Source organism: Nocardioidaceae bacterium, from assembly GCA_018672315.1.
GTDB lineage: Bacteria > Actinomycetota > Actinomycetes > Propionibacteriales > Nocardioidaceae > TYQ2.
Genome location: CP076053.1, coordinates 1,393,433 through 1,413,002, shown reverse-complemented (window position 1 = coordinate 1,413,002; position 19,570 = coordinate 1,393,433). Strand labels below are relative to the sequence as shown.

Annotated in this window: 22 protein-coding genes; 14 read left to right on the top strand and 8 right to left on the bottom strand. The window is 71.1% G+C overall.

Going from position 1 to position 19,570, the window contains the following annotated elements:
- The first annotated feature begins 73 nt into the window (after positions 1–73).
- Together KLP28_06580 and KLP28_06575 are read left to right on the top strand one after the other, a co-directional pair.
- Positions 74–406 (top strand): hypothetical protein, encoded by a 333-nt coding sequence (locus KLP28_06580; protein QWC86350.1) that lies wholly within the window; start codon positions 74–76, stop codon positions 404–406.
- Positions 403–825, top strand: coding sequence for an ATP-binding protein (locus tag KLP28_06575; GenBank protein ID QWC86349.1), 423 nt, complete (start codon positions 403–405; stop codon positions 823–825). The genes KLP28_06580 and KLP28_06575 overlap by 4 nt, the downstream gene beginning before the upstream one ends.
- A 40-nt stretch (positions 826–865) precedes the next feature.
- Here the strand turns inward: KLP28_06575 and KLP28_06570 are convergent, their stop codons facing one another.
- Positions 866–2,740, bottom strand: a complete 1,875-nt coding sequence (locus KLP28_06570; GenBank protein QWC86348.1) for a glycoside hydrolase family 15 protein — start codon at positions 2,738–2,740, stop codon at positions 866–868.
- Positions 2,740–4,152: a glucose-6-phosphate dehydrogenase gene (gene zwf, locus KLP28_06565; protein ID QWC86852.1), complete on the bottom strand. Its 1,413-nt coding sequence runs from the start codon at positions 4,150–4,152 to the stop codon at positions 2,740–2,742. The genes KLP28_06570 and zwf overlap by 1 nt, the downstream gene beginning before the upstream one ends.
- Before the next feature lie 110 nt (positions 4,153–4,262).
- Here zwf and KLP28_06560 point away from each other — a divergent pair, with 110 nt between their 5' ends.
- Positions 4,263–5,141, top strand: coding sequence for an aminoglycoside phosphotransferase family protein (locus tag KLP28_06560; GenBank protein QWC86347.1), 879 nt, complete (start codon positions 4,263–4,265; stop codon positions 5,139–5,141).
- A 29-nt stretch (positions 5,142–5,170) separates the two neighbouring features.
- Entirely contained in the window at positions 5,171–5,713 is a 543-nt protein-coding gene (locus KLP28_06555) for a DNA starvation/stationary phase protection protein (protein ID QWC86346.1), read from the top strand.
- An 86-nt stretch (positions 5,714–5,799) separates the two neighbouring features.
- Here the strand turns inward: KLP28_06555 and KLP28_06550 are convergent, their stop codons facing one another.
- The 6 genes from KLP28_06550 to KLP28_06525 form a co-directional block, all read right to left on the bottom strand.
- Positions 5,800–6,666 (bottom strand): amino acid ABC transporter permease, encoded by an 867-nt coding sequence (locus KLP28_06550; protein QWC86345.1) that lies wholly within the window; start codon positions 6,664–6,666, stop codon positions 5,800–5,802.
- Positions 6,663–7,316 carry an amino acid ABC transporter permease gene (locus KLP28_06545; protein ID QWC86851.1) on the bottom strand — a complete coding sequence of 218 codons (654 nt, stop codon included), beginning with the start codon at positions 7,314–7,316 and terminating at the stop codon, positions 6,663–6,665. The genes KLP28_06550 and KLP28_06545 overlap by 4 nt, the downstream gene beginning before the upstream one ends.
- A 78-nt stretch (positions 7,317–7,394) precedes the next feature.
- Positions 7,395–8,291, bottom strand: a complete 897-nt coding sequence (locus tag KLP28_06540) for a glutamate ABC transporter substrate-binding protein (GenBank protein ID QWC86344.1) — start codon at positions 8,289–8,291, stop codon at positions 7,395–7,397.
- Between the two features lie 25 nt (positions 8,292–8,316).
- On the bottom strand, positions 8,317–9,045 hold the full coding sequence (locus tag KLP28_06535; GenBank protein ID QWC86850.1) for an amino acid ABC transporter ATP-binding protein: 729 nt from the start codon (positions 9,043–9,045) through the stop codon (positions 8,317–8,319).
- A gap of 121 nt (positions 9,046–9,166) precedes the next feature.
- Positions 9,167–10,096 (bottom strand): hypothetical protein, encoded by a 930-nt coding sequence (locus KLP28_06530; protein ID QWC86343.1) that lies wholly within the window; start codon positions 10,094–10,096, stop codon positions 9,167–9,169.
- Positions 10,093–10,683 carry an RNA polymerase sigma factor gene (locus tag KLP28_06525; GenBank protein ID QWC86342.1) on the bottom strand — a complete coding sequence of 197 codons (591 nt, stop codon included), beginning with the start codon at positions 10,681–10,683 and terminating at the stop codon, positions 10,093–10,095. Before KLP28_06525 ends, KLP28_06530 begins: the two co-directional genes overlap by 4 nt.
- 73 nt (positions 10,684–10,756) lie before the next feature.
- Between KLP28_06525 and KLP28_06520 the strand changes: the two genes are divergently transcribed.
- The 10 genes from KLP28_06520 to KLP28_06475 all read left to right on the top strand — a co-directional run bounded on the left by KLP28_06520 (position 10,757) and on the right by KLP28_06475 (position 19,526).
- The gene (locus KLP28_06520) at positions 10,757–12,037 is read left to right on the top strand and encodes a deoxyribodipyrimidine photolyase (protein ID QWC86341.1); all 1,281 of its coding nucleotides are present in this window, start codon (positions 10,757–10,759) and stop codon (positions 12,035–12,037) included.
- Positions 12,034–13,170, top strand: coding sequence for a hypothetical protein (locus tag KLP28_06515; GenBank protein QWC86340.1), 1,137 nt, complete (start codon positions 12,034–12,036; stop codon positions 13,168–13,170). The genes KLP28_06520 and KLP28_06515 overlap by 4 nt, the downstream gene beginning before the upstream one ends.
- A complete protein-coding gene (locus tag KLP28_06510) occupies positions 13,131–13,745 on the top strand; it encodes a hypothetical protein (protein QWC86339.1) in 615 nt (204 codons plus the stop codon). Before KLP28_06515 ends, KLP28_06510 begins: the two co-directional genes overlap by 40 nt.
- A gap of 67 nt (positions 13,746–13,812) precedes the next feature.
- On the top strand, positions 13,813–14,988 hold the full coding sequence (locus KLP28_06505; protein QWC86338.1) for a PQQ-dependent sugar dehydrogenase: 1,176 nt from the start codon (positions 13,813–13,815) through the stop codon (positions 14,986–14,988).
- 271 nt (positions 14,989–15,259) lie between these two features.
- Positions 15,260–16,717 carry a fatty acid desaturase gene (locus KLP28_06500; protein QWC86849.1) on the top strand — a complete coding sequence of 486 codons (1,458 nt, stop codon included), beginning with the start codon at positions 15,260–15,262 and terminating at the stop codon, positions 16,715–16,717.
- The gene (locus KLP28_06495) at positions 16,714–16,905 is read left to right on the top strand and encodes a ferredoxin (GenBank protein ID QWC86337.1); all 192 of its coding nucleotides are present in this window, start codon (positions 16,714–16,716) and stop codon (positions 16,903–16,905) included. The genes KLP28_06500 and KLP28_06495 overlap by 4 nt, the downstream gene beginning before the upstream one ends.
- Positions 16,906–16,967: 62 nt before the next feature.
- Complete coding sequence (locus KLP28_06490) at positions 16,968–17,552, top strand: TetR family transcriptional regulator (protein ID QWC86336.1); 585 nt, start codon at positions 16,968–16,970, stop codon at positions 17,550–17,552.
- Positions 17,553–17,645: 93 nt separating this feature from the next.
- Positions 17,646–18,338, top strand: a complete 693-nt coding sequence (locus KLP28_06485) for a fasciclin domain-containing protein (GenBank protein ID QWC86335.1) — start codon at positions 17,646–17,648, stop codon at positions 18,336–18,338.
- 49 nt (positions 18,339–18,387) lie between these two features.
- Positions 18,388–18,552, top strand: coding sequence for a hypothetical protein (locus tag KLP28_06480; protein ID QWC86334.1), 165 nt, complete (start codon positions 18,388–18,390; stop codon positions 18,550–18,552).
- Positions 18,552–19,526, top strand: coding sequence for an NADPH:quinone oxidoreductase family protein (locus KLP28_06475; GenBank protein ID QWC86333.1), 975 nt, complete (start codon positions 18,552–18,554; stop codon positions 19,524–19,526). The genes KLP28_06480 and KLP28_06475 overlap by 1 nt, the downstream gene beginning before the upstream one ends.
- Positions 19,527–19,570 lie beyond the last annotated feature (44 nt).

The window sequence follows — 19,570 nt, the reverse complement described above, 5'->3', positions numbered from 1 at the left end:
GGGCAGGGTTACCCTGTCGATCGTGGACCGACCATATGCGGCTACCCCGGATCCCGCCTCGCGAACCTTCTCGGTGGCAGGGACTCTCGACGAGCTCTCGACGCCCCGCTTCCGCGACGAGCTGTTCGCGTTCATGGAGGCAGCCGGGGGCGGGGAGGAACGCACCCCTGAGCCGGTGACCGTGTCGGTCGAGCTGACCGAGGTGGAGTACCTGCTGAGCGTGGCCATCGCGGCCCTGGCAGCGGCGAAACGGCACGGCGACGACATCGGTACGCAGGTGCGCTTCGTCGCCGCGGCGGGCAGCATCGCGGCCCGCATCCTGGAGATCTGCGGGCTCCCGTACGACGAGACGGCGGCCCCCGCCGAAGGGGTCGGTGACCCGAGCGACGGGAGCGAGAGCTCATGACGATCGAGCGCGAGCGCACCGAGCAGACCGTGCACCACGCCCGGCCGCGGGCCACCCACGCCGCCTGCACCGAGACCCGGAACGCCTTCGAGCACGTCCTGGAGGACGGTCGTGTGGTCCGTCACGCCGCCGCGATGGCCGCGTTGGCGCTCGGTGAGCTGCTGAGCAACGCGGTGCGGCACGGGCAGGCGTACGCGGACGGCTGCATCGAGGTCTCCTGGACCCTCGCCGCGGACCGCGTACGCATCTCCGTGACCGATGCCGGGGTCGCCCCCCGACTCGACGCGACGCTCCCGAGCGCCGACTCGCCCGGCGGCCGAGGCCTGTGGATGGTCGAGCAGGTCAGCGTCGACTGGGGGGTCGTCCGTGAGGGTGGCACCGAGGTGTGGGCGGTGTTCGCCGCACCTCGTCGCGGCTGAGACGTCGCGGCTGGGTCCTGGCAGCCCGTCAGTCCGTCAGTCACCCCAGCGTCCGGTCGAGGTTCAGGGCCGAGCTGATGAGGCTCAGGTGGGTGAACGCCTGGGGGAAGTTGCCCTGCTGGCGTCCGGTGAGCCCGACCTGCTCGGCGTAGAGGCCGAGGTGGTTGGCGTAGGTGAACATCTTCTCCAGTGCCAGGCGCGCCTCGTCGTGCCGGCCGAGGCGGGTGAGCGCCTCGACGTACCAGAACGAGCACATGCTGAAGGTGCCCTCGTCCCCGTCCAGACCGTCGGAGGTCTCGTCGGGGTCGTAGCGGAAGACCAGGCTGTCGGAGACGAGCCGCTCCTCGATGACCTGCACCGTGGCGACGAACCGCGGGTCGTCGGGGGCGACGAACTTCAGCAGCGGCATGAGCAGCGCCCCGGCGTCCACCGCGCTCGACCCCTCGAACTGCATGAACGCACCGACCTCGTCGTCCCAGCACTCCTCCATGATGCGGTGGTAGACGGTGTCGCGCACCGCACCCCACTTCTGCAGGTCACCGGGGAGACCGCGCTGCCGGGCGACGCGCATCATGCGTTCGATGGCGACCCACACCATGAGACGTGAGGACGTGTGCAGCTGGGGGTCGTCGCGGATCTCCCACATGCCGGCGTCGGGCTGGTCCCAGTTCTCCATCACCCACTCGAGCACGCTCGTGAGGTCCGACCAGGTCGCGTGGTCGAGGCCCGTGCCGTACTTGTTGTAGAGGTAGACCGAGTCGATCAGCTCGCCGTAGATGTCGAGCTGCAGCTGCTCCACCGCGGCGTTGCCGACGCGCACCGGACGGGAGTCGCGGTAGCCGCGCAGGCCATCGAGCTCGCGCTCGGCGTCGGGCACGTTGCCGTCGATGTCGTAGAGCACCCTCAATGGCCCGAGGTCGTGCCCGTCGTCGTCGTGACGCTCCTCGTCGCCGCGACGTGCGGGCTGCTCGGCGAGACGCTGGGTCAGCCACTGGACGAAGGCGCCGGCCTCGTCGGTGAAGCCGAGGCGCATCAGGCCGTACATGCTGAAGGCGGCGTCGCGGATCCACACGAAGCGGTAGTCCCAGTTGCGCTCGCCGCCGATGTCCTCGGGCAGCGAGGTGGTGGGGGCGGCGATGATCGCGCCGGTCGGCTCATGGGTGAGCAGCTTCAGCGTCAGCGCGGAGCGGTCGACCATCTCGCGCCACCGGCCCGTGTAGGTCGACTGGCTCAGCCAGTCGCGCCAGTAGCGGGCCGTGGCGTCGAGGAGCTCGTCGGTCGAGGCGCAGTCGCGGGCGTCGGGCTGCTCGTCCCCGTCGAGCACCTGCAGCACCCACAGGGCGCTCTCGCCGCTGCTGAGCTGCGCGCCGGAGGTCACCGACCCGTCCTCGACCTCCAGGTCGGCGGTGGAGACCAGGCCGAGGCGTACGCCGTCGCCGCTGAGCAGCAGACCGTCGTCGGTCGCGGTGGCCTCGACCCCGGTCGACCCGTACGCCGGTCGTGCCTCCAGCCTGGTGCGGACGGTGACCTCGCCGCGGACGCACCGCACCAGACGCACCAGCCGCTGCCGGTGCTCGTGGTCGTGCGCCCGCCGGATCGGCATGAAGTCGTGGACCTCGGCCACGCCCTCCTCGGTGTGGAAGCGCGTGACGAGGACGTTGGTGTCGGGCAGGTAGAACTGCTGCGTCGTGGCCAACGACCCGGTGGGTGCCAACGTCCAGGAGCCGCCGACCTCGGGATCGAGGATCGAGGCGAAGACGCTCGGCTCGTCGAAGCGGCCGGGGCAGAACCAGCCGATGGTCGCCTCGGTCGAGACGAGCGCGGCGGTGCGGAGGTCCCCGATGAGCCCGTGGTCGGCGATCGCGGGGAAGTCGGGTGCGGCGTTGCCCTCCTGCCGCGCGTCGGACCGTCCCATCAGGCAGGCTCGACCTTGTCGTCGTCGGCGGTGCCGACCCACCAGCCGCCCTCGGGCAGCTCCAGGGCGGGCTCGGGACCCCACGAGCCCTGGGCGTACGCGTGCACCTGCGGCCGGTCGTCCATGACCGGCTGGCAGACCTCCCACAGCCGCTCGACCTCGTCGGAGCGGGTGAAGAAGGTCTGCTCCCCGCGCATCACGTCGAGCAGGAGCCGCTCGTACGCCTCGAGCGGGTCGTCGTCGGGGTGCTGCTCGGCCATGAAGAACTCGAGGTCGGCGCTGGTGAGCGCGAGCTCGGGTCCGGGCCGCTTGGCGCGCAGCGCGGCGACGATCTGTGCCTCGTCGGAGAGCTCGAGCACCAGGTCGTTGCGACCCGGCAGGTCCGGGAACAGGCCGGAGTCGGGCTCCTTGAAGCGCAGGGTGATGGTGCGGCGCTTCTCCTTCAGCGCCTTGCCCGTGCGCAGGTAGAACGGCACACCGGACCAGCGGTCGTTGTCGACGTAGGCCTCGATGGCCACGAAGGTCTCGACGTCGGAGTCGTCGTCGACGTCCTCCTCGTCGGTGTAGCCGTCGTACTGGCCGAAGACCACGCGGTCCCGGTCCAGGGGTCGCAGGGCGTCGAAGACGGCGGCCTTCGCGTCGCGCACGCAGCCGGCCTCCAGGGAGCCCGGGTCCTCCAGGGCGACGAAGCCGAGCAGCTGGCACAGGTGGGTGGAGATCATGTCGCGCAGGCAGCCGGTGGACTCGTAGAACGAGCCGCGGCCCTCGATGCCGATCGCTTCCGGCACGTCGATCTGCACGCTGGCGACGTGCTGGTTGTTCCAGGCGGGCTCGAGCAGGCCGTTGGCGAACCGCAGCGCCAGGATGTTCTGCACGGCCTCCTTGCCGAGGAAGTGGTCGATGCGGAAGATGTGCTCCTCGTCGATGACCTCCTTCAGCGCGGCGTCGAGGCTGCGGGCGGACTCCAGGTCGGTGCCGAACGGCTTCTCGATGACCAGGCGGGCGCGGTCGACGAGGTCCTCGCGACCGAGCATGCCGATCATGGGCTCCATCGCGCCCGGGGGGACCGAGAGGTAGACGAGGCGGCGTACGTCGGACACGTCGCCGTCCCCCGCCAGCTGGCGCTCGACCGCGGCGACACGCTCGGCGAGCTCGGAGCCGTCGTCGGAGTTCGAGGTCTGGAAGGAGACCTTGGACAGGACGTCGTCGAGAAGCTGGGCGTCGACGTCGTCGATGGTCTCGGTGAGGGCCTCGCGCAGCTGGTCGCGGAACTCCTCGTCGGTGCCGGGGCTGTGGCGCCCGGAGCCGACGACGGCCCAGGCGTCGGGAAGACGCCCGGCGGCGGCGAGGTGGTAGAGGCCTGGGAAGAGCTTGCGTTCGGCGAGATCGCCGGTGGCGCCGAAGAGCACCATGACGTGGGGACGGAGGTCGGATCCGGTGTTGCTCACGATTCCACCGTGCCCTGCGGGCGCCGGCCATAACGACGTGTGATCGTGTTGGCGGCTACCGCGAGGATGGAGAGATGTCGGTGAGGGAGTCCAGCGTGGGGCCGGACGTGCACGCCTGGCTGCGCGAGCAGGCCGGGGCGTACACGCTGCTCGAACGTCCCGGTGCCACCGACGCGGGTGAGGCCAGCGGGCGTCGGCTGTGGCGCCTGGACACGACGCGATGGGGGCGGGTCGTCGTGAAGGTGGAGCCCCGCCCGCAGGCGTGGCGGGCCGAGGTGCGTGCGTACGAGCGGTGGATCCCGAAGATGCAGGGCCGCGCAGCCCGACTGCTCGCCCACGACGAGGACCTCTCGGCGATCGTCCTGACCGAGCTGCCCGGGGAGGAGCCCGTGCTGGCCGGCTTCCCGGTCTACCGGCGGGCGGGTCGGCTGCTGCGGATGCTGCACCAGACCATGCCCGAACGCCACCGCGAGGGTTCACCCGGCGCCGCCGCGCAGGCGCAGCGCCTGCTCGTAGCGGCCCGGGACCACGTGTCGCAGGAGGAGCGGGACTTCGTCGAGCGTCGCGCCGCGATGCTCGTCGAGGAGCCGGAGACGCGGGCGGTGCCCACCCACGGTGACTACCGCCCACGCAACTGGCTGCTGGGTCCCCACGGCACGCTGCGGGTGCTGGACTTCGGCGCCTCGGGGTGGGCGCCCGCCTCGGTGGACTTCGCCCTCCTCGCCCACGGCCCGTGGCAGCGCCGTCCGAAGACGCGGCAGGCCTTCCTGCGCGGCTACGGCCGCGAGCTGACCGACCGCGAGGAGCAGGCGGTGGTCAGCCGGGGGAGTCTTCTGGCGCTGCGCGAGATCGAGCGCGGTTCACGGCTCGGCCTCCCGGCCGTGCAGCGACGCGGGCACGACCGCATGCGGCGCCTGATGCGCGAGACGGCTGCCGCGTCACATCACGAATAGATCTCGGGACCCCCGGGGATCAGTTGTCCATGACTGATCTGCACTTCACCACGCCCGGGATCTCCGAGTCCGACGCCGTCACCCTCGTCGAGGCGCTGCAGTCGAGGCTGCACGCCGTCAACGACCTGCACCTCGTGCTCAAGCACGTGCACTGGAACGTCGTCGGCCCCCACTTCATCGCCGTCCACGAGATGCTCGACCCGCAGGTCGACGAGGTGCGCGGGCACGCCGACGACCTCGCCGAGCGCATCGCGACGCTGGGCGGCTCCCCGAAGGGCACACCGGGATCACTCGTGTCCGAGCGCACCTGGGACGACTACTCGCTGCGCCGCGCCAGCACCCAGGAGCACCTCGCCGCGCTCGACGTCGTCTACACCGGCGTCCTCGAGGACTACCGCAAGGCCCGCGCCACCGCGGCCGAGATCGACCCGGTCAGCGAGGACATGATCATCGGCCAGATCCAGAAGCTCGAGCTGTTCCACTGGTTCATCCGGGCGCACCTGGAGACCCAGGGAGGGGCGTTGCGTACGGACGGCGCCGACACCGAGAAGGGCGCCGCCTCGCAGGTCTGAGCGCGCCACTCCACACGCGACTCCGGCCCACCGTGCGATCCACGGTGGGCCGGTCGTGTGTGCGGGGCCGGTGCGAAGGGGGTGGCTCAGGCGCCGGCGTTCGCGGCCTGCGTCTTCTTCTCGGCCTCGTCGCCGCTGCTGCCCTGGGTCTGGTCGCCGACGAGCTTGTCGGAGGCCCAGGTGGCGATCCTCGCGACCACGATGTTGAGCAGGATGTAGATCGCGGCGAGGATCAGGCCGACCCACAGCGGGTTGCCGAACTGGTTCTGGATCTGCTTGAACACGTAGCTCACGCCGTTGGCGTTGATCGCATACCCCAGGCTGGTGTCCTTCAGCGCCACGACCAGCTGGCTGATGATCGCCGGCAGCATGATCCGGACGGCCTGAGGCACCATCACCTCCCGCATGACCTGCGTCTTGCGCATGCCTATCGCGTACGCGGCCTCGGCCTGGCCCTTGGGTACCGCGTTGAGGCCGGCGCGCAGCACCTCCGCCAGCACCGCGCCGTTGTAGAGCATGAGACCGGCGACGAGGGACCAGAAGTTGCCGATGCCGCCGTCGCCTGCCCCGAAGGTCTGGAAGATGAAGTAGATGAGGACCAGCACCGGCACGGCACGGAAGAACTCGACGAAGAGCCAGGACGGCCAGCGGACGAACGCGCGCTCGGACGTCTTGCCGAGACCGAAGGCGAGACCGATCAGCGTCGCCAGCACGATCGCGAACACGGCCGCGGACAAGGTCTGGCCGATCCCTGTGATGATGGCGGAGACGAAGCTCGGGGTGACGAAGACCTCGAGCTGGTCGGCCGTGAACTGCTCGTTCTCGACCATGAGGTAGATGACGTAGGCGAGCACGGCGACCCCGACCGCGATGCTCGCGATGCTGGCGATGCGGTGCCGTCGACGGGCCTTCGGTCCGGGCAGGTCGAAGAGGACGCTGGAGCCTGCGCTCATCGGGAGGTACCCACTTTCCGCTCGGCGAGGTATCCCACGGCACTGATCAGCTCCACGATGACGACGTAGCCGAGAGAGATGACCAGGAAGATCTGGATGCGTTGGTCGGCGTTGTCGTTGAGCAGGCCCTGGAGCCTTGCGTACGCCTCGGCCAGGCCGAACAGGCCGACGACCGAGGTGTTCTTGGTCATCGCGATCAGCACGCTCACCATCGGCGGGATCGACGCCCGGTAGGCCTGGGGGAGAACGACCTGCGACATGGTCCCGCGGAAGCCGAGACCGATCGCGCGCGCCGCCTCAGCCTGACCGAGGGGCACCGAGTTGATGCCGGAGCGCAATGCCTCGCAGACGAACGGTGAGGTGTACACCGTCACCGCGACGAAGGCTTTGACCAGGAAGCCGGTCTGGTTCAGCAGCCCGATCGCCGGCAGTCCGCTGAAGACGATGATGCAGACGACGAGCAGGGGGGTGTTGCGCACCAAGGTGACGAACCATGACGCGAACGAGGACAGGGCCGGCACGGGGCCCACGCGCATCGCTGCGAGGAGCGTCCCGAACAGGAGCGAGCCGAACCCGGAGAGGGCAGCCAGCTGAATGGTGAGCCAGAAACCCCTCGCGATGGACGGGCCGAACTCCTCGATGACGGCGATCACACGGTCTCCTCCGCGGGTGTGCGGTCGACGGGCGCCCGGTCTCCCGGGGCGCCCGTCGACCGGGTCAGGCTGTGCTCAGCCCTGGTTCTCGCTGCAGTCGTCGAGCTGGGGCGGCTGCGGGGTCTCCACGCCGGACTGACCGAGCGTCGACTCGAAGGCCGTCGCCCACTCGCCGCTGTCGTAGGCCTGCGTGAGGGTGTCGTTGATCCACTGGCACATCTCGGGGTTCTCCTGCGGGTACCCGATGCCGTATCGCTCCTCGGAGAACGGCTCGACGACCACCTTCAGGTCATCCGGGTTGTCGGCGGCGTAACCCAGCAGGATCGCGCCGTCGGTCGTCATCGCCGGCAGGGCGCCGTTGAGGACCTGGTCCACGCACTCGGAGTAGGTGCTGAAGCCACGGGGGGTCGCACCCTCCTCCTCGATGTTGCTCAGCGAGGTGGACCCGGTGACCGAGCAGACCTCGGTGCCCTCGACGTCTGCCAGGGATGAGATGTCGGAGTCGCTCGGGACGAGGAGCTGCTGGCCGGTCAGGTAGTAGGGCCCGGCCTGGCCGACGACCTCGCGACGGTCGTCGGTGATCGAGTACGACGCGATGACCAGGTCGACCTCGCCTGACTGCAGGAACGGCTCACGCTGATCGGACACGGTCTGCACGAACTGGATGTCGCCGGGCTCCAGGCCCAGCGAGGCGGCCATGATCTTGCCCATCTCGGGGTCGAAGCCGATCGGTCGGTCCGCGCCCGCAGGCTGGAACCCGATGCCCGGCTGGTCGACCTTCACGCCGATCCTGATGGTGCCGCTCTCGGCCAGCTCCGCCATGCGGGACCCCTCGGGGAACGACGGGTTCTCGGCGATGGCGTAGTCGTTCTCCGGTTCGGTGGACGTGCCGCCGCCCGCGTCACCGCACGCTGCGGCGGACAGGGCGAGTGCGACCGCGGCGACGGCGGTCCCTAGGTGACGGATTCTCACGGTGTCTCCTCTTTCTGGGGAAGGATCAGTGGTTGAGGATCTTGGACAGGAAGTCCTGCGCACGGCTGGACTGCGGGTTGGTGAAGAACTCCTCGGGGGTGTTCTCCTCGACGATCGCGCCCTCGGACATGAAGACGACCCGGTGGGCGGCCGTGCGCGCGAATCCCATCTCGTGGGTGACCACGACCATCGTCATGCCGCGCTCGGCGAGGTCGACCATGGTCTCGAGGACCTCGTTGATCATCTCGGGGTCCAGCGCGGAGGTCGGCTCGTCGAAGAGCATCACCTTCGGCTCCATCGCCAGCGCACGGGCGATGGCGACGCGCTGCTGCTGGCCGCCGGAGAGCTGGGCGGGGAACTTGTCGGCCTGGTTGCCCACACCGACCCGGTCGAGCAGCTCACGAGCACGCTTCTCGGCGTCCTCCTTGCTCTTGCCCCGCACCTTGATCGGGCCGAGCGTGACGTTCTCCAGAATCGTCTTGTGGGCGAAGAGGTTGAAGCTCTGGAACACCATGCCGACCTCGGCACGGTGCTGGGCCAGGGCCTTGCCCTCCTCGGGCAGGGCCTCACCGTCGAGGGTGATCGACCCCTTGTCGATCGTCTCCAGGCGGTTGATCGTGCGACACAGTGTCGACTTGCCGGACCCGGACGGCCCGATCACCACGACGACCTCGCCCTCGGCGATCGAGAGCTCGATGTCCTTGAGCACGTGCAGGTCGCCGAACCACTTGTCGACGTGGTCCATGACCACCAGGGGCTTACCGCTCATGAGCGGAGAACCTACGGGGTGTCACAGGTCACGTACAGGAGCAGGGCCTCCGCACGACCTGTGTCGGTCGCACGGAGACCCGATCGTGACCGCGACGGGCGTCGGTCTAGCCCTCGCGCTGCTGAGCCAGCGCGGTGCGGACGCGCTCGGGCAGGCCGTCGACGACGGCCTCGTCGAGCACCTCGCTCGCATAGGTGCCGCCGCCCGGCCACCCCTCGTGCTCACCGACCACGCGACCGGTGGTCGCGTCGAGCAGCACCTGCTCGCGCCAGACCGAGGGGACCGGGGCCCAGCGGTCGTACGTCAGCCGCACCAGCTCGCGGCCGTCCTCGGTGACCTCCTCGGCAGACGTGCCCGGCACGGTGTCGAGCACGGTGAGGACGGTGCCGAGCAACTCTGCAGGGAGCAGACCCGAGCGCAGCAGGTCGGTGAGGGCGACGTAGACGGCCTCGTCGTGGCTGTTCGAGCCGCTGACGGTGCGGTCCAGGCGGTCGCGGAGCTCCGTGGGTGAGCCCGGCAGGTCGGCGATGAAGGCGGGGGTGGGGGTGCCGTAGCCGGCCTCCGGCAGGCCCAGGTCGGAGACCTCGCGCGCGCCTCCGGGGCGTGCCTCGTCGAGGACGACGCGGCCCTGCCACGACGTCCACAGGGTGTACGAGCGCGCGTACCGGTCCCGGTTGCCGTCCAGCAGCCCGTTCTGCTGCACCGACCGGGAGTCGACCCTCAGCCACTCGCCCGGCCGCAGCACGTCGCCCGGCTGCTGCTCGACACGTGCGGCGAGAGCACTGAGGTCGGCCTGCGCCGGCGCGAGCAGCGTCTGGGTCCCGAGACCGGCACCGATCACCAGGGCGACGGCCGTGAGTCGCCGGGAGACCGTCGCGCGCCTCGTGCGTCGCGCGGCGGGAGCAGGCGCGGACGGTGTCGACCGGTGGGCCCGTCGAAGCGTCGCGGCCCGCGCGGCGGTGGGGTCGGCGTACAGGTCGCGGAGGGTCTCGTGGTCGGGCCGGGCCGCGCGGAGGTGGTCGAGGGTGGCGGTCATGGGTGGCTCCTGGAGATCGAGGGGGTCGCGAGGCGGGGTGCGGGCTGCACGCGAGGGGGCGGGTGGTCGAGCTCGAGCGACCTCTCCGCCTCCGCCAGGCGGGCCCGGGCACGGTGCAGACGGACGTGCAGGGTCGCGGGACGCACCCCGAGCACGACCGCCGCCTCGGCGACCTCGAGACCGTCCCAGGCGAGCAGCAGCAACAGCTCCCGGTCGCCCTCGCGGAGCGCGCCGAGTGCGCTGATGGCCGCTTCGCGGGCGATCGCGGCGTCGGTCGCGGCATCGGGAGCGGCATGGTGCCCGCCCGGCTGCCAGGTCTCCCGCAGCAGCTGCTGCCACAGGTCGCGGTGGCGTCCGGCCGTGCGACGGTGATTGGCCGCGAGCTTCCTGACCACGGCGTAGAGCCAGGGCCGGGCCCGGTCCGGGTCCGCGGGGACGGCGTCGAGCCGCCTCGCTGCCACGCAGAACGCCTCGGACACCAGGTCCTCGGCGTCGGCGGGTTCCACGAGGCGACGGGCGTACCCCAGCAGGCGCGGGGCGTGGGCGTCGAACAGGTCGCCGAGGCGAGCTGTCTCGTCGGGTGTCATCACACTCGGTACGTGTCGGGCACCGGCCGATTCTTACCTCCGCTTGTCAGTCCCCCTGGCTAGCGTGGCCGCCGTGAGCCAGACCGACCTCCCCCTTCCCCCGGCGCACGACGCCGACGGCGCCAAGACCTGGGTCGCCGAGCACCTCGGTGACCTGACCGCGGAGGGTGCCGACGGGGTCGTGGCGAGCGGACGGTTCAGGGGCGGACAGTCCTCCGCCGACGCGGCGCTCGCGACGTACGACGTCTCGGGCTACGCGCGGCAGCGCAACGAGGTGTGGCCCGAGGACCGGCGCGGTGCCTCGGCGCTCTCGCCCTACATCCGCCACGGTCTGCTGACCCTGCCACGGGTCTGGGAGCACGTCGGTGGCGGTCCGTCCAGGGACGTGAAGAAGTTCCGCGACGAGCTGATGTGGCAGGAGTGGTCGCGCCACCTGTACGCCCGCCTCGGGCGCGCGACGAGGGAGTCCTTGCGCTACGCCGCGCCGTCGTACGAGCCCCGCCCCGGGGCGATGGACGACCCGACCGCCCGCACCGCGCCCTGGAGCCGCGAGATGGCCTGCCTCGACCTCGTGGTCGGTGAGCTCGAGACCGACGGGTGGCTGGTCAACCAGACGCGCATGTGGCTCGCGAGCCACTGGACCGTGCGCGAGGGCTGGGGGTGGCGCCACGGTGAGGACGCCTTCTTCACCCACCTGCTCGACGGGTCCCGCGCGGCCAACCGGTCCGGCTGGCAGTGGGCCGTCGGGGCCGGCAGCAGCACGCCGTACGGCTTCTCCCGCTGGCAGGTCGAGAAGCGCGCCCCCGGTCTCTGCGACACCTGCACCCTCAAGCACGACTGCCCGATCCAGGACTGGCCCGACGTCGACTCCGGCACCTTCCCGAAGGTCGAGAAGGACCCGAGGCTCGGCTCCGACCCCGACCCGTCCGCCACCGCCGGCCCCAAGAGGCCCGAGACCGACCAGGACGTCGGCGACCCCCAGGTCGTGTGGCTCACGGCGGAGTCCCTCGGCGACGAGGACCCCGCGCTCACCGCGCACCCCGACCTGCCCGTCGTGTTCGTCTTCGACGCCGCCCTGCTGCAGCGGCTGCGGTTGTCGTCGAAGCGACTGGTCTTCCTCGCGGAGACGCTCGCCGAGCTCGGCGAGGAGCGCGACCTGACCGTGCACCTCGGCGATCCCGTCGACGTGCTCGCCGACCGGCCGCTGGCGGTGACGTACGCCCCCGTCCCGGGCTTCCGGACGCGCGCCGCGCGACTCGACATCGCCGTACGCCACCCGTGGCCGTGGCTGTCCCGCCCGCACGGTGGGGCGATCCAGTCCTTCAGCGCCTGGCGGCGCAAGACCAGCAGGTGAGCCGCACGACCACCCGCGCGAGCGCCTCGGCCGTGCTCCTGCCCGCGCTGACGGGATTCCTCGTGGTGCGGATGCTGGTGCTGGTGGCCGTGCTGCGGCTGCGTCCGGCCGACGCCGACACCCCGCAGGGGTTGCTCGATCCGCTGCTGAGCGCGGACGACGGCGTGATCGGGAGGGTCGCCGCCCAGGGGTACGGCGGGGTGGTCCGCACCGTGGACGGCGGTGCGTTCTCCGACACGGCGGTGTGGCCCCTCCAGCCGGCGCTGGTCCGTCTCGTCGGCGTCCTCACCGGCGCCGAACCGTCGGCGGCGAGCCTCGAGGAGCTGTCGCTGGCGGTCTCGGTGACGGCCTCGTTCGCGGCGGCCGCGGTGCTGTGCCTGATGGTGCGCGCGACCTACGGCAACCGGGCCGCCGTCGCGACCACGTGGCTCTGGGCGGCCCTTCCGGTGGGCGCGTCGCTGTGGACGAGCGGTCCGTACGCCGTGCTCGCCGCGCTGTCGTTCGGCAGCCTGCTCGCCTGGTCGGCCGGCCGTCCGGTGCTCGCCGGGGCCCTCGCCGGCGCGGCGGCTCTGACGGATCCGGTCGGGGTCGCCGCCTCCGCCGCGCTCGTCACCGGTGCCGTCGCTGCACTCGCACGCGGCCGGATGGCACGAGCCTCCGGCGCGTGGGCCCTGACCCTGGCTGCGACGCCGCCGGTCGCGTACGCCGCCTGGCTCGCCGACCGGCGGGGGTCGGTCGACGCGGTCGTGACGGTGCTGAGGTCGCGCGCGGAGACCGAGGGAGGCGTCCGTCTGCTCCGTGAGCAGGTCTCGGCGCTGCTCGACTCCCCGGCGGTCGTGCTCGTGGCCGCGCTCGTCGCCGCCCTCGCGGTCGGTCTGGTGCTCTCCGTGGCCGACCGGCAGCCTGTCGAGCTGGCGGTGCACGCCGCCGTGGCGCTGCTCCTGCTCGGCCTGACCGCACCCGGTCTGGCAGCGGCGGGCGCGCTGTCCCTGGTGGTGGTCGGTGCGTGGATGCCGCTCGGTGACGTGATCGCGGCGCGCAGCCGTACGCAGCAGGCGTTGATCCTGACGACGTTGCTGGTCATCGCGCTGGCATGGACCTCCAGCGGTCTGCCGGGATCGCCGTGGGCGTGATCCGTTCGGACCACCTCGACATCGTCGAGCGTGTGCGTCCGTCGACCGCGTGGCACCGTGGCGAGGTGCCCACCCCCGACTTCGACGTCCGCTCCGTCCCCGCCGCCCAGCAGGCGTGGCGCGAGGCTCCCTCCGGCGACCTGACCCTGCTCCTGGGCGACCACCGGGCGGAGTTCATCGGCCCGTGGCGGATGCGTGCACCCCGGCCGGCCTTCTTCGCGGCCACGGGCATGCAGGGCTGGTGGGGCAAGGCGTTCCACGAGCCTCACGCCGACCACGTCGAGCGGCCGGACGAGCTGCACGGGGCGAACCTGGTGCGCAGACGCCGCGGCCTGGTGCGCTCGATGGAGCTGGTGGCCACCTTCGAGGACTCCGAGATCGACGACCGGCCGGCGCTGGTGGTCCGCTACCGCCACACCGACCGCTGGCCGTGGCGCGGGGTGAGCGACCACTTCCGGCCGGTCGGCGACGGGCTCCTCCTCGGCCTCACCCTCGGCATCCCGATGACACCACGGGGTGGCGCGCCGTTCCTCTTCCACCGCAGCCCGTCGACGGCCGGCAGCCACCCGAGCTAGCCACGGCTGTTGGAGGGGCGTTCCTACAGTGGGGTGCAGCCGATCCGCCCGCGCCCCGGAGGTCACCGTGACCGAGCAGCCCCGCGTACGCCGTCCCTTCCGCCTGCTCGCCGCCGCCGCGTCGCTCGTGACGCTGGCCGCCGGCCTCGCCGCGTGCGGGGACGACACCGACACCGGCCCCGAGGCAGGCGTGCCCGACCTGCGGGTACGCACGGTCGCCTCGGGGCTGTCTGTGCCCTGGGACGTGGCGGTGCTGCCCGGTGGGCCGCTGCTGGTCACCGAGCGCGAGAGCACCCGGCTGATGGTGGTGCGGGGAGGCACGGCACGGGAGGTCGGTCGACCGGGCAACGCGTGGGCCTCGGGCGAGACGGGCCTGATGTCGGTGGCGCTGGACAAGCGCTTCGGGCGCAACGACCGCTTCTACACGTGCCGGGGCTGGACCGACGGCTCGCGCACCGACGTCCGCGTCACGGCCTGGCGCATGAACGAGGACTACACCAGGGCTCGTGAGACCGGTGTCGTCATCGACGGTTTCCCGACCAGCTCGGGCCGGCACGGCGGCTGTCGCCTGGAGATCCTTCGCGACGGCTCGATGCTCGTCGGCACCGGTGACGCCGCACTGAGCTCGACCCCGCAGGACAAGCGGTCCCTCGGGGGCAAGACGCTGCGCCTGAACCCGCGCACGGGCCAGCCGTACGCGAAGAACCCCTGGGTCAACGCCCGCAACGAGAACCGGCGCTACGTCTGGACCTATGGGCACCGCAACCTCCAGGGCCTGGCGCAGCGCCGCGACGGCACCCTGTGGTCGGCCGAGCACGGACCGGACCGCGACGACGAGGTCAACCTGCTGCGCAAGGGCGGCAACTACGGCTGGGACCCCGGCCCGGGCTACGACGAGGGCGTCCCGATGACCGACCGGTCGCTGCCGGGTCGCCAGATCGGCGCGCGCTGGAGCTCCGGGGTGCCGACGCTGGCGGTCTCGGGAGCCGACTGGGTCCGCGGCAAGCGGTGGGGTCGGCTCAACGGCACCCTGGCGGTCGCCGGACTCAAGTCCAGCCGGCTGGTCTTCATGAAGTTCGACCGCGACGGCGAACTGCGCTGGACCAGGAGCCCGGCCGCGCTGCAGCAGGACGGTCGGCTGCGCTCGGTGCAGACCACGAAGAACGGCGCCCTGCTCGTGACGACCTCCAACGGGTCGAACGACAAGGTGCTGCGTGTCGTGCCCGGTGGAGGAGGCTCATGAGCCGCCCCGGACGCCGTGTCGCGACAGGATCACTCGGTTTGTAAATTTACATCTGCGAATCTCTTGTCAAGAAGTTGGACATTGCCTACCGTGATGTCCAACGTTGGACGAGAGAGAGGTCACTCCTGTGTCCGTTGCAGACCGGCTTCCCGCCGAAGACATCGCGAACTCCACGATCAGTGCGGAGTCCCATGAGCGTTGGAAGGACAAGAAGCGCTACCTGTGGCTGATCGGCCTCGTCGTGCCGTCCCTGGCCGGCGTCGCCGTGGGCATGTGGGCCCTCACCGGCTGGACGGCCTGGTTCTGGATCGGCCCCGTCGTCATCCTCGGCATCGTCCCGGCCATCGACCTCGTCGTCGGCCTCGACCGGTCGAACCCGCCCGACGACGTCATCGAGTCGCTCGAGAACGACAAGTACTACCGCTGGGTGACCTACGCCTACCTTCCGATCCAATACGTCGGCTTCATCGGCGCCTTCGCGCTGATCGGTCTCAACGACTCGCTGCCCTGGTACGCCAAGCTCGGCATCGCGGTCTCGATCGGCTGCGTCGGTGGCATCGGCATCAACACCGCGCACGAGCTCGGGCACAAGAAGGAGAGCCACGAGCGCTGGCTCGCGAAGATCGCGCTGGCGCAGGTCGCGTACGGCCACTTCTACATCGAGCACAACCGCGGCCACCACGTACGCGTCGCCACCCCCGAGGACCCCGCCTCCTCGCGCCTGGGTGAGACCTTCTACGCCTTCTGGCCCCGCACCGTGTCGGGCTCGTTGACCAGCGCCTGGAGCATCGAGAAGAAGCGGTACGCCCGCAAGGACACCCACCCCTTCCACCTCGGCAACGACGTGCTGAACGCGTGGCTGATGACGGCCGTGCTGTGGGGCGGCATCATCGCGGCCTTCGGCTGGATCACGATCCCGTTCCTGCTGGTGCAGGCGGTCGTCGGCTTCAGCCTGCTCGAGGTCGTGAACTACATGGAGCACTACGGCATGCTGCGGCAGAAGGTCGGCCCCGAGGGCCGCCGCCGCTACGAGCGCTGCGACCCCAGCCACTCCTGGAACTCCAACAACATCGCGACCAACGTGCTGCTCTACCACCTGCAGCGCCACTCCGACCACCACGCGAACCCCACGCGCCGCTACCAGGCGCTGCGGGACTTCGAGGAGTCCCCGGTGCTGCCCACGGGGTACGCCGGCATGATCCTGCTGGCGCTGTTCCCGCCGCTGTGGCGTCGGGTGATGGACCGACGGGTGCTGGACCACTTCGAGGGCGACGTCACCCGCGCCAACATCCAGCCGAGCAAGCGTGAGCGCATCCTCGCGAAGTACGGCACCCACGCCACCGACGGCAGCGTCCCGGCCGGCAGCCGGGACCTCGGCCCCGAGGCCGAGCAGCTCACCGGTGCGGCCGAGCAGTCCGCCGCCGACATCGAGGTGCTCGCCGCCCGCTGCCCCAACTGCGCGTACGTCTACGAGGTCGCTGCCGGGGAGGAGCGCGAGGGCTTCCCCGCCGGCACGGCGTGGAACGACATCCCCGAGGACTGGTTCTGCCCGGACTGCGGTGTCCGCGACAAGGTCGACTTCACCCCCGTGGACCCCGAGACGCACCGCCCGGTCGGTCAGAGCGTGCGCAGCGAGGCCGAGCGCGCCGCGTCCGCGGAGACGATCGACGCGCAGCGCGAGCAGCTCAAGGAGCAGCAGGCCGGTCAGCAGAAGGAGGGCGCGCGATGAAGATCGAGGTCGATCGTGACGTGTGCCAGGGACTGGGCATGTGCGAGTCGATGGCCCACGAGGTCTTCGAGGTGGACGACGACGGCATGCTGATCATTCACGAGGAGAGCCCGCCGGAGGCCAAGCGCGAGGAGGTCGCCGCCGCCGTGGAGTCCTGTCCGGTGCAGGCACTGCGTCTGCAGGGATGACCGCTGCGTCTGCAGGGATGACGGCGGTCGGCCTGTCGTCGGTGCGACCTACGATGGGCGTCATGTCCTCCTTGCGCCGGCCGCCCGCCCCGGTGGTCTACGACCGGCTGCTCGACGAGGCGGCCCAGTTCCTCATCGAGCACGGGTGGGGGGCGGTGACGATGGCGAAGCTCGCCGACCGCGTCGGCGTCAGCCGGCAGACCGTCTACAACACCGTCGGAGGCAAGCAGGACCTCGCCGAGGCGCTGGTGATGCGCGAGCTCGCCAGCTTCCTCGCGCTGGTCGACGCGGAGCTCGGGCAGGGCGACGACCTGGTCGACGCGATCCGGCGCACGGCCGAGCAGGTCTTCCGGGCCGCCGCGCACAACCCGCTGCTGCGCTACACGCTCTCGGCGACGCACGGCAAGGACGCCGACGAGCTCCTCCCGCTGCTGACGACCCAGTCCGAGCCGCTGCTGGTCGCGGCCACCGAGGCGGTCACCGCGCACGTGCCGCGCTTCGCGCTGCCGCTGAGCGAGCGGGAGACCCGCATCGGGGTCGAGACCGTCGTACGCCTCGTGCTCAGCCACGTGATGCAGCCGAGCTCCTCGCCCGAGGACGCGGCGGCCGACCTCGCTTGGATCGCCTCGCAGGTGCTGCACGGCTGAGCCCGCGCACGACGCGGCGCAGGGGGTGGCACGGCGGTGCGCTCGATCCGCAAGACTGACCCGGACGCACCGTTCGACCCAGGAGACACCACCATGCGCGAGACCACCATGCGCGCCGTCACGAAGACGACGTCCGCGATCGCCGTGCTGTCGGCGTTGGCACTGACCGCCGCCTGCGGCGGCGACGACAGCGCCGCGGGCGGGGCCGGTGCCGAGCCCAGCGCGTCCGGCAGCGCCGACGCGGCGGCCGAGCTCGTCGGGGCCGGCTGCGCCGACTACGCCAAGGCCGTGCCGGACGGCCCTGGGTCCTTCGAGGGCATGGCCGCCGAGCCCGTCGCCGCAGCCGCGGCCAGCAACGTGCTGCTCACCACCCTGACCGCAGCGGTGTCTGGTCAGCTGAACCCGCAGGTCAACCTGGTGGACACCTTGAACCAGGACGAGTTCACCGTCTTCGCGCCGGTCGACGACGCTTTCAGCGCGCTGCCGCCCCGCACGGTGAACCAGCTCGCGAAGCCGCGGCAGTCCACGCGCCTGACCAACATCCTGACCTACCACGTGCTGCCCGGCCGGACCTCGCCCTCGGACATCGAGGGCGAGCAGGAGACCGTGAACGGCGCTCCGCTCACGGTCTCGAGCGTCGACGACACCCTGGTGGTCAACGAGGGAACGGACAGCGAGGCAACGGTGATCTGCGGAGGGGTGCAGACGGCCAACGCCACGGTGTACCTCATCGACGCGGTGCTGATGCCCTCGGCGGCGCCGTCGTCCGAGTCCGACTCCGAGTGAGCACGTCGCGCCCGGGTGACGCCCGGGCGCCGGTGGGTAGGGATGCGCCATGAGCGAACAGAGCAGTGAGTCGCAGGGTTCGGCGGGGTCGGAGGAGTCCGGCGACCTGATCGGGGACGACCAGCTCCCCGAGGACCTGGTGCCCAGCGAGGACAACCCGCTGGCCAAGGGTCCGAAGGACGACGACGAGCAGGACGAGGGGGGCTCCGCCTGATGCGAGCCGTACGTGTCACGAGCCTGGACGGGCCCCGAGCCCTCGAGGTCGCCGACATCGAGGAGCCGGGCGAGGACGGGCCGTTCGGTCCGCAGGTGCTGGTCGAGGCGAAGGCGGTCGGTGTCAGCTGGCCGGACCTGCTGCTGACCAAGGGCGAGTACCAGATGAAGCCCGAGCTGCCGTTCACCCTCGGGGTGGACTACGCCGGCGTCGTACGCTCCGCGCCGGACGGCTCCGGCTTCAGCCCCGGCGACCGCGTCGCGGGTGTGCTCGGCAACGGGGCGGCCGCGGAGGTCGTCGCGACCGGGGTCGAGAACGTGTTCCCGCTGCCCGACGCCATGAGCTTCGCCCAGGGTGCGGCGATCCCGATGAACTACCTCACCGCCCACTTCGCGCTCAAGGAGCGCGCCGGCCTCGCCGAGGGCGAGACCGTGCTGGTCAACGGCGCCTCCGGCGGTGTCGGCACCGCGACGATCCAGGTCGCCAAGGGCATGGGCGCCCGGGTGCTCGCGCTGACCTCGACCCAGGACAAGGCCGACTTCGCGCGCGAGGCCGGCGCCGACGAGGCCCTGCTGATCGACGGCTTCCGTGACCGGGTCAAGGAGCTGACCGACGGCCGCGGCGTCGACGTGCTGCTCGACGTGGTCGGCGGGGACCTCTTCACCGACTCGCTGCGCTCGCTGGCACCGCAGGGCCGCCTGCTGGTGGTCGGGTTCACCGGCGGTGACATCCCGCAGGTCAAGGTCAACCGGCTGCTCCTCAACAACGTCGACGTGCGCGGCGTCGGGTGGGGGGCGTACGCGATGGTGCGCGAGGGCTACATGCGCAGCCAGTGGGACGACCTCGTGCCGATGATGGAGTCCGGTGTCATCGACCCCCCGATCGGGTCGACCTACACGCTCGAGCAGTTCGGCGAGGCGCTGGTGGAGATGGACGAGCGGAAGACGTTGGGCAAGAGCATCCTGGAGGTCTGAGCCGCCGAGGTCGCACTGTCGCGGGTGGATAGGTTCGGGGCATG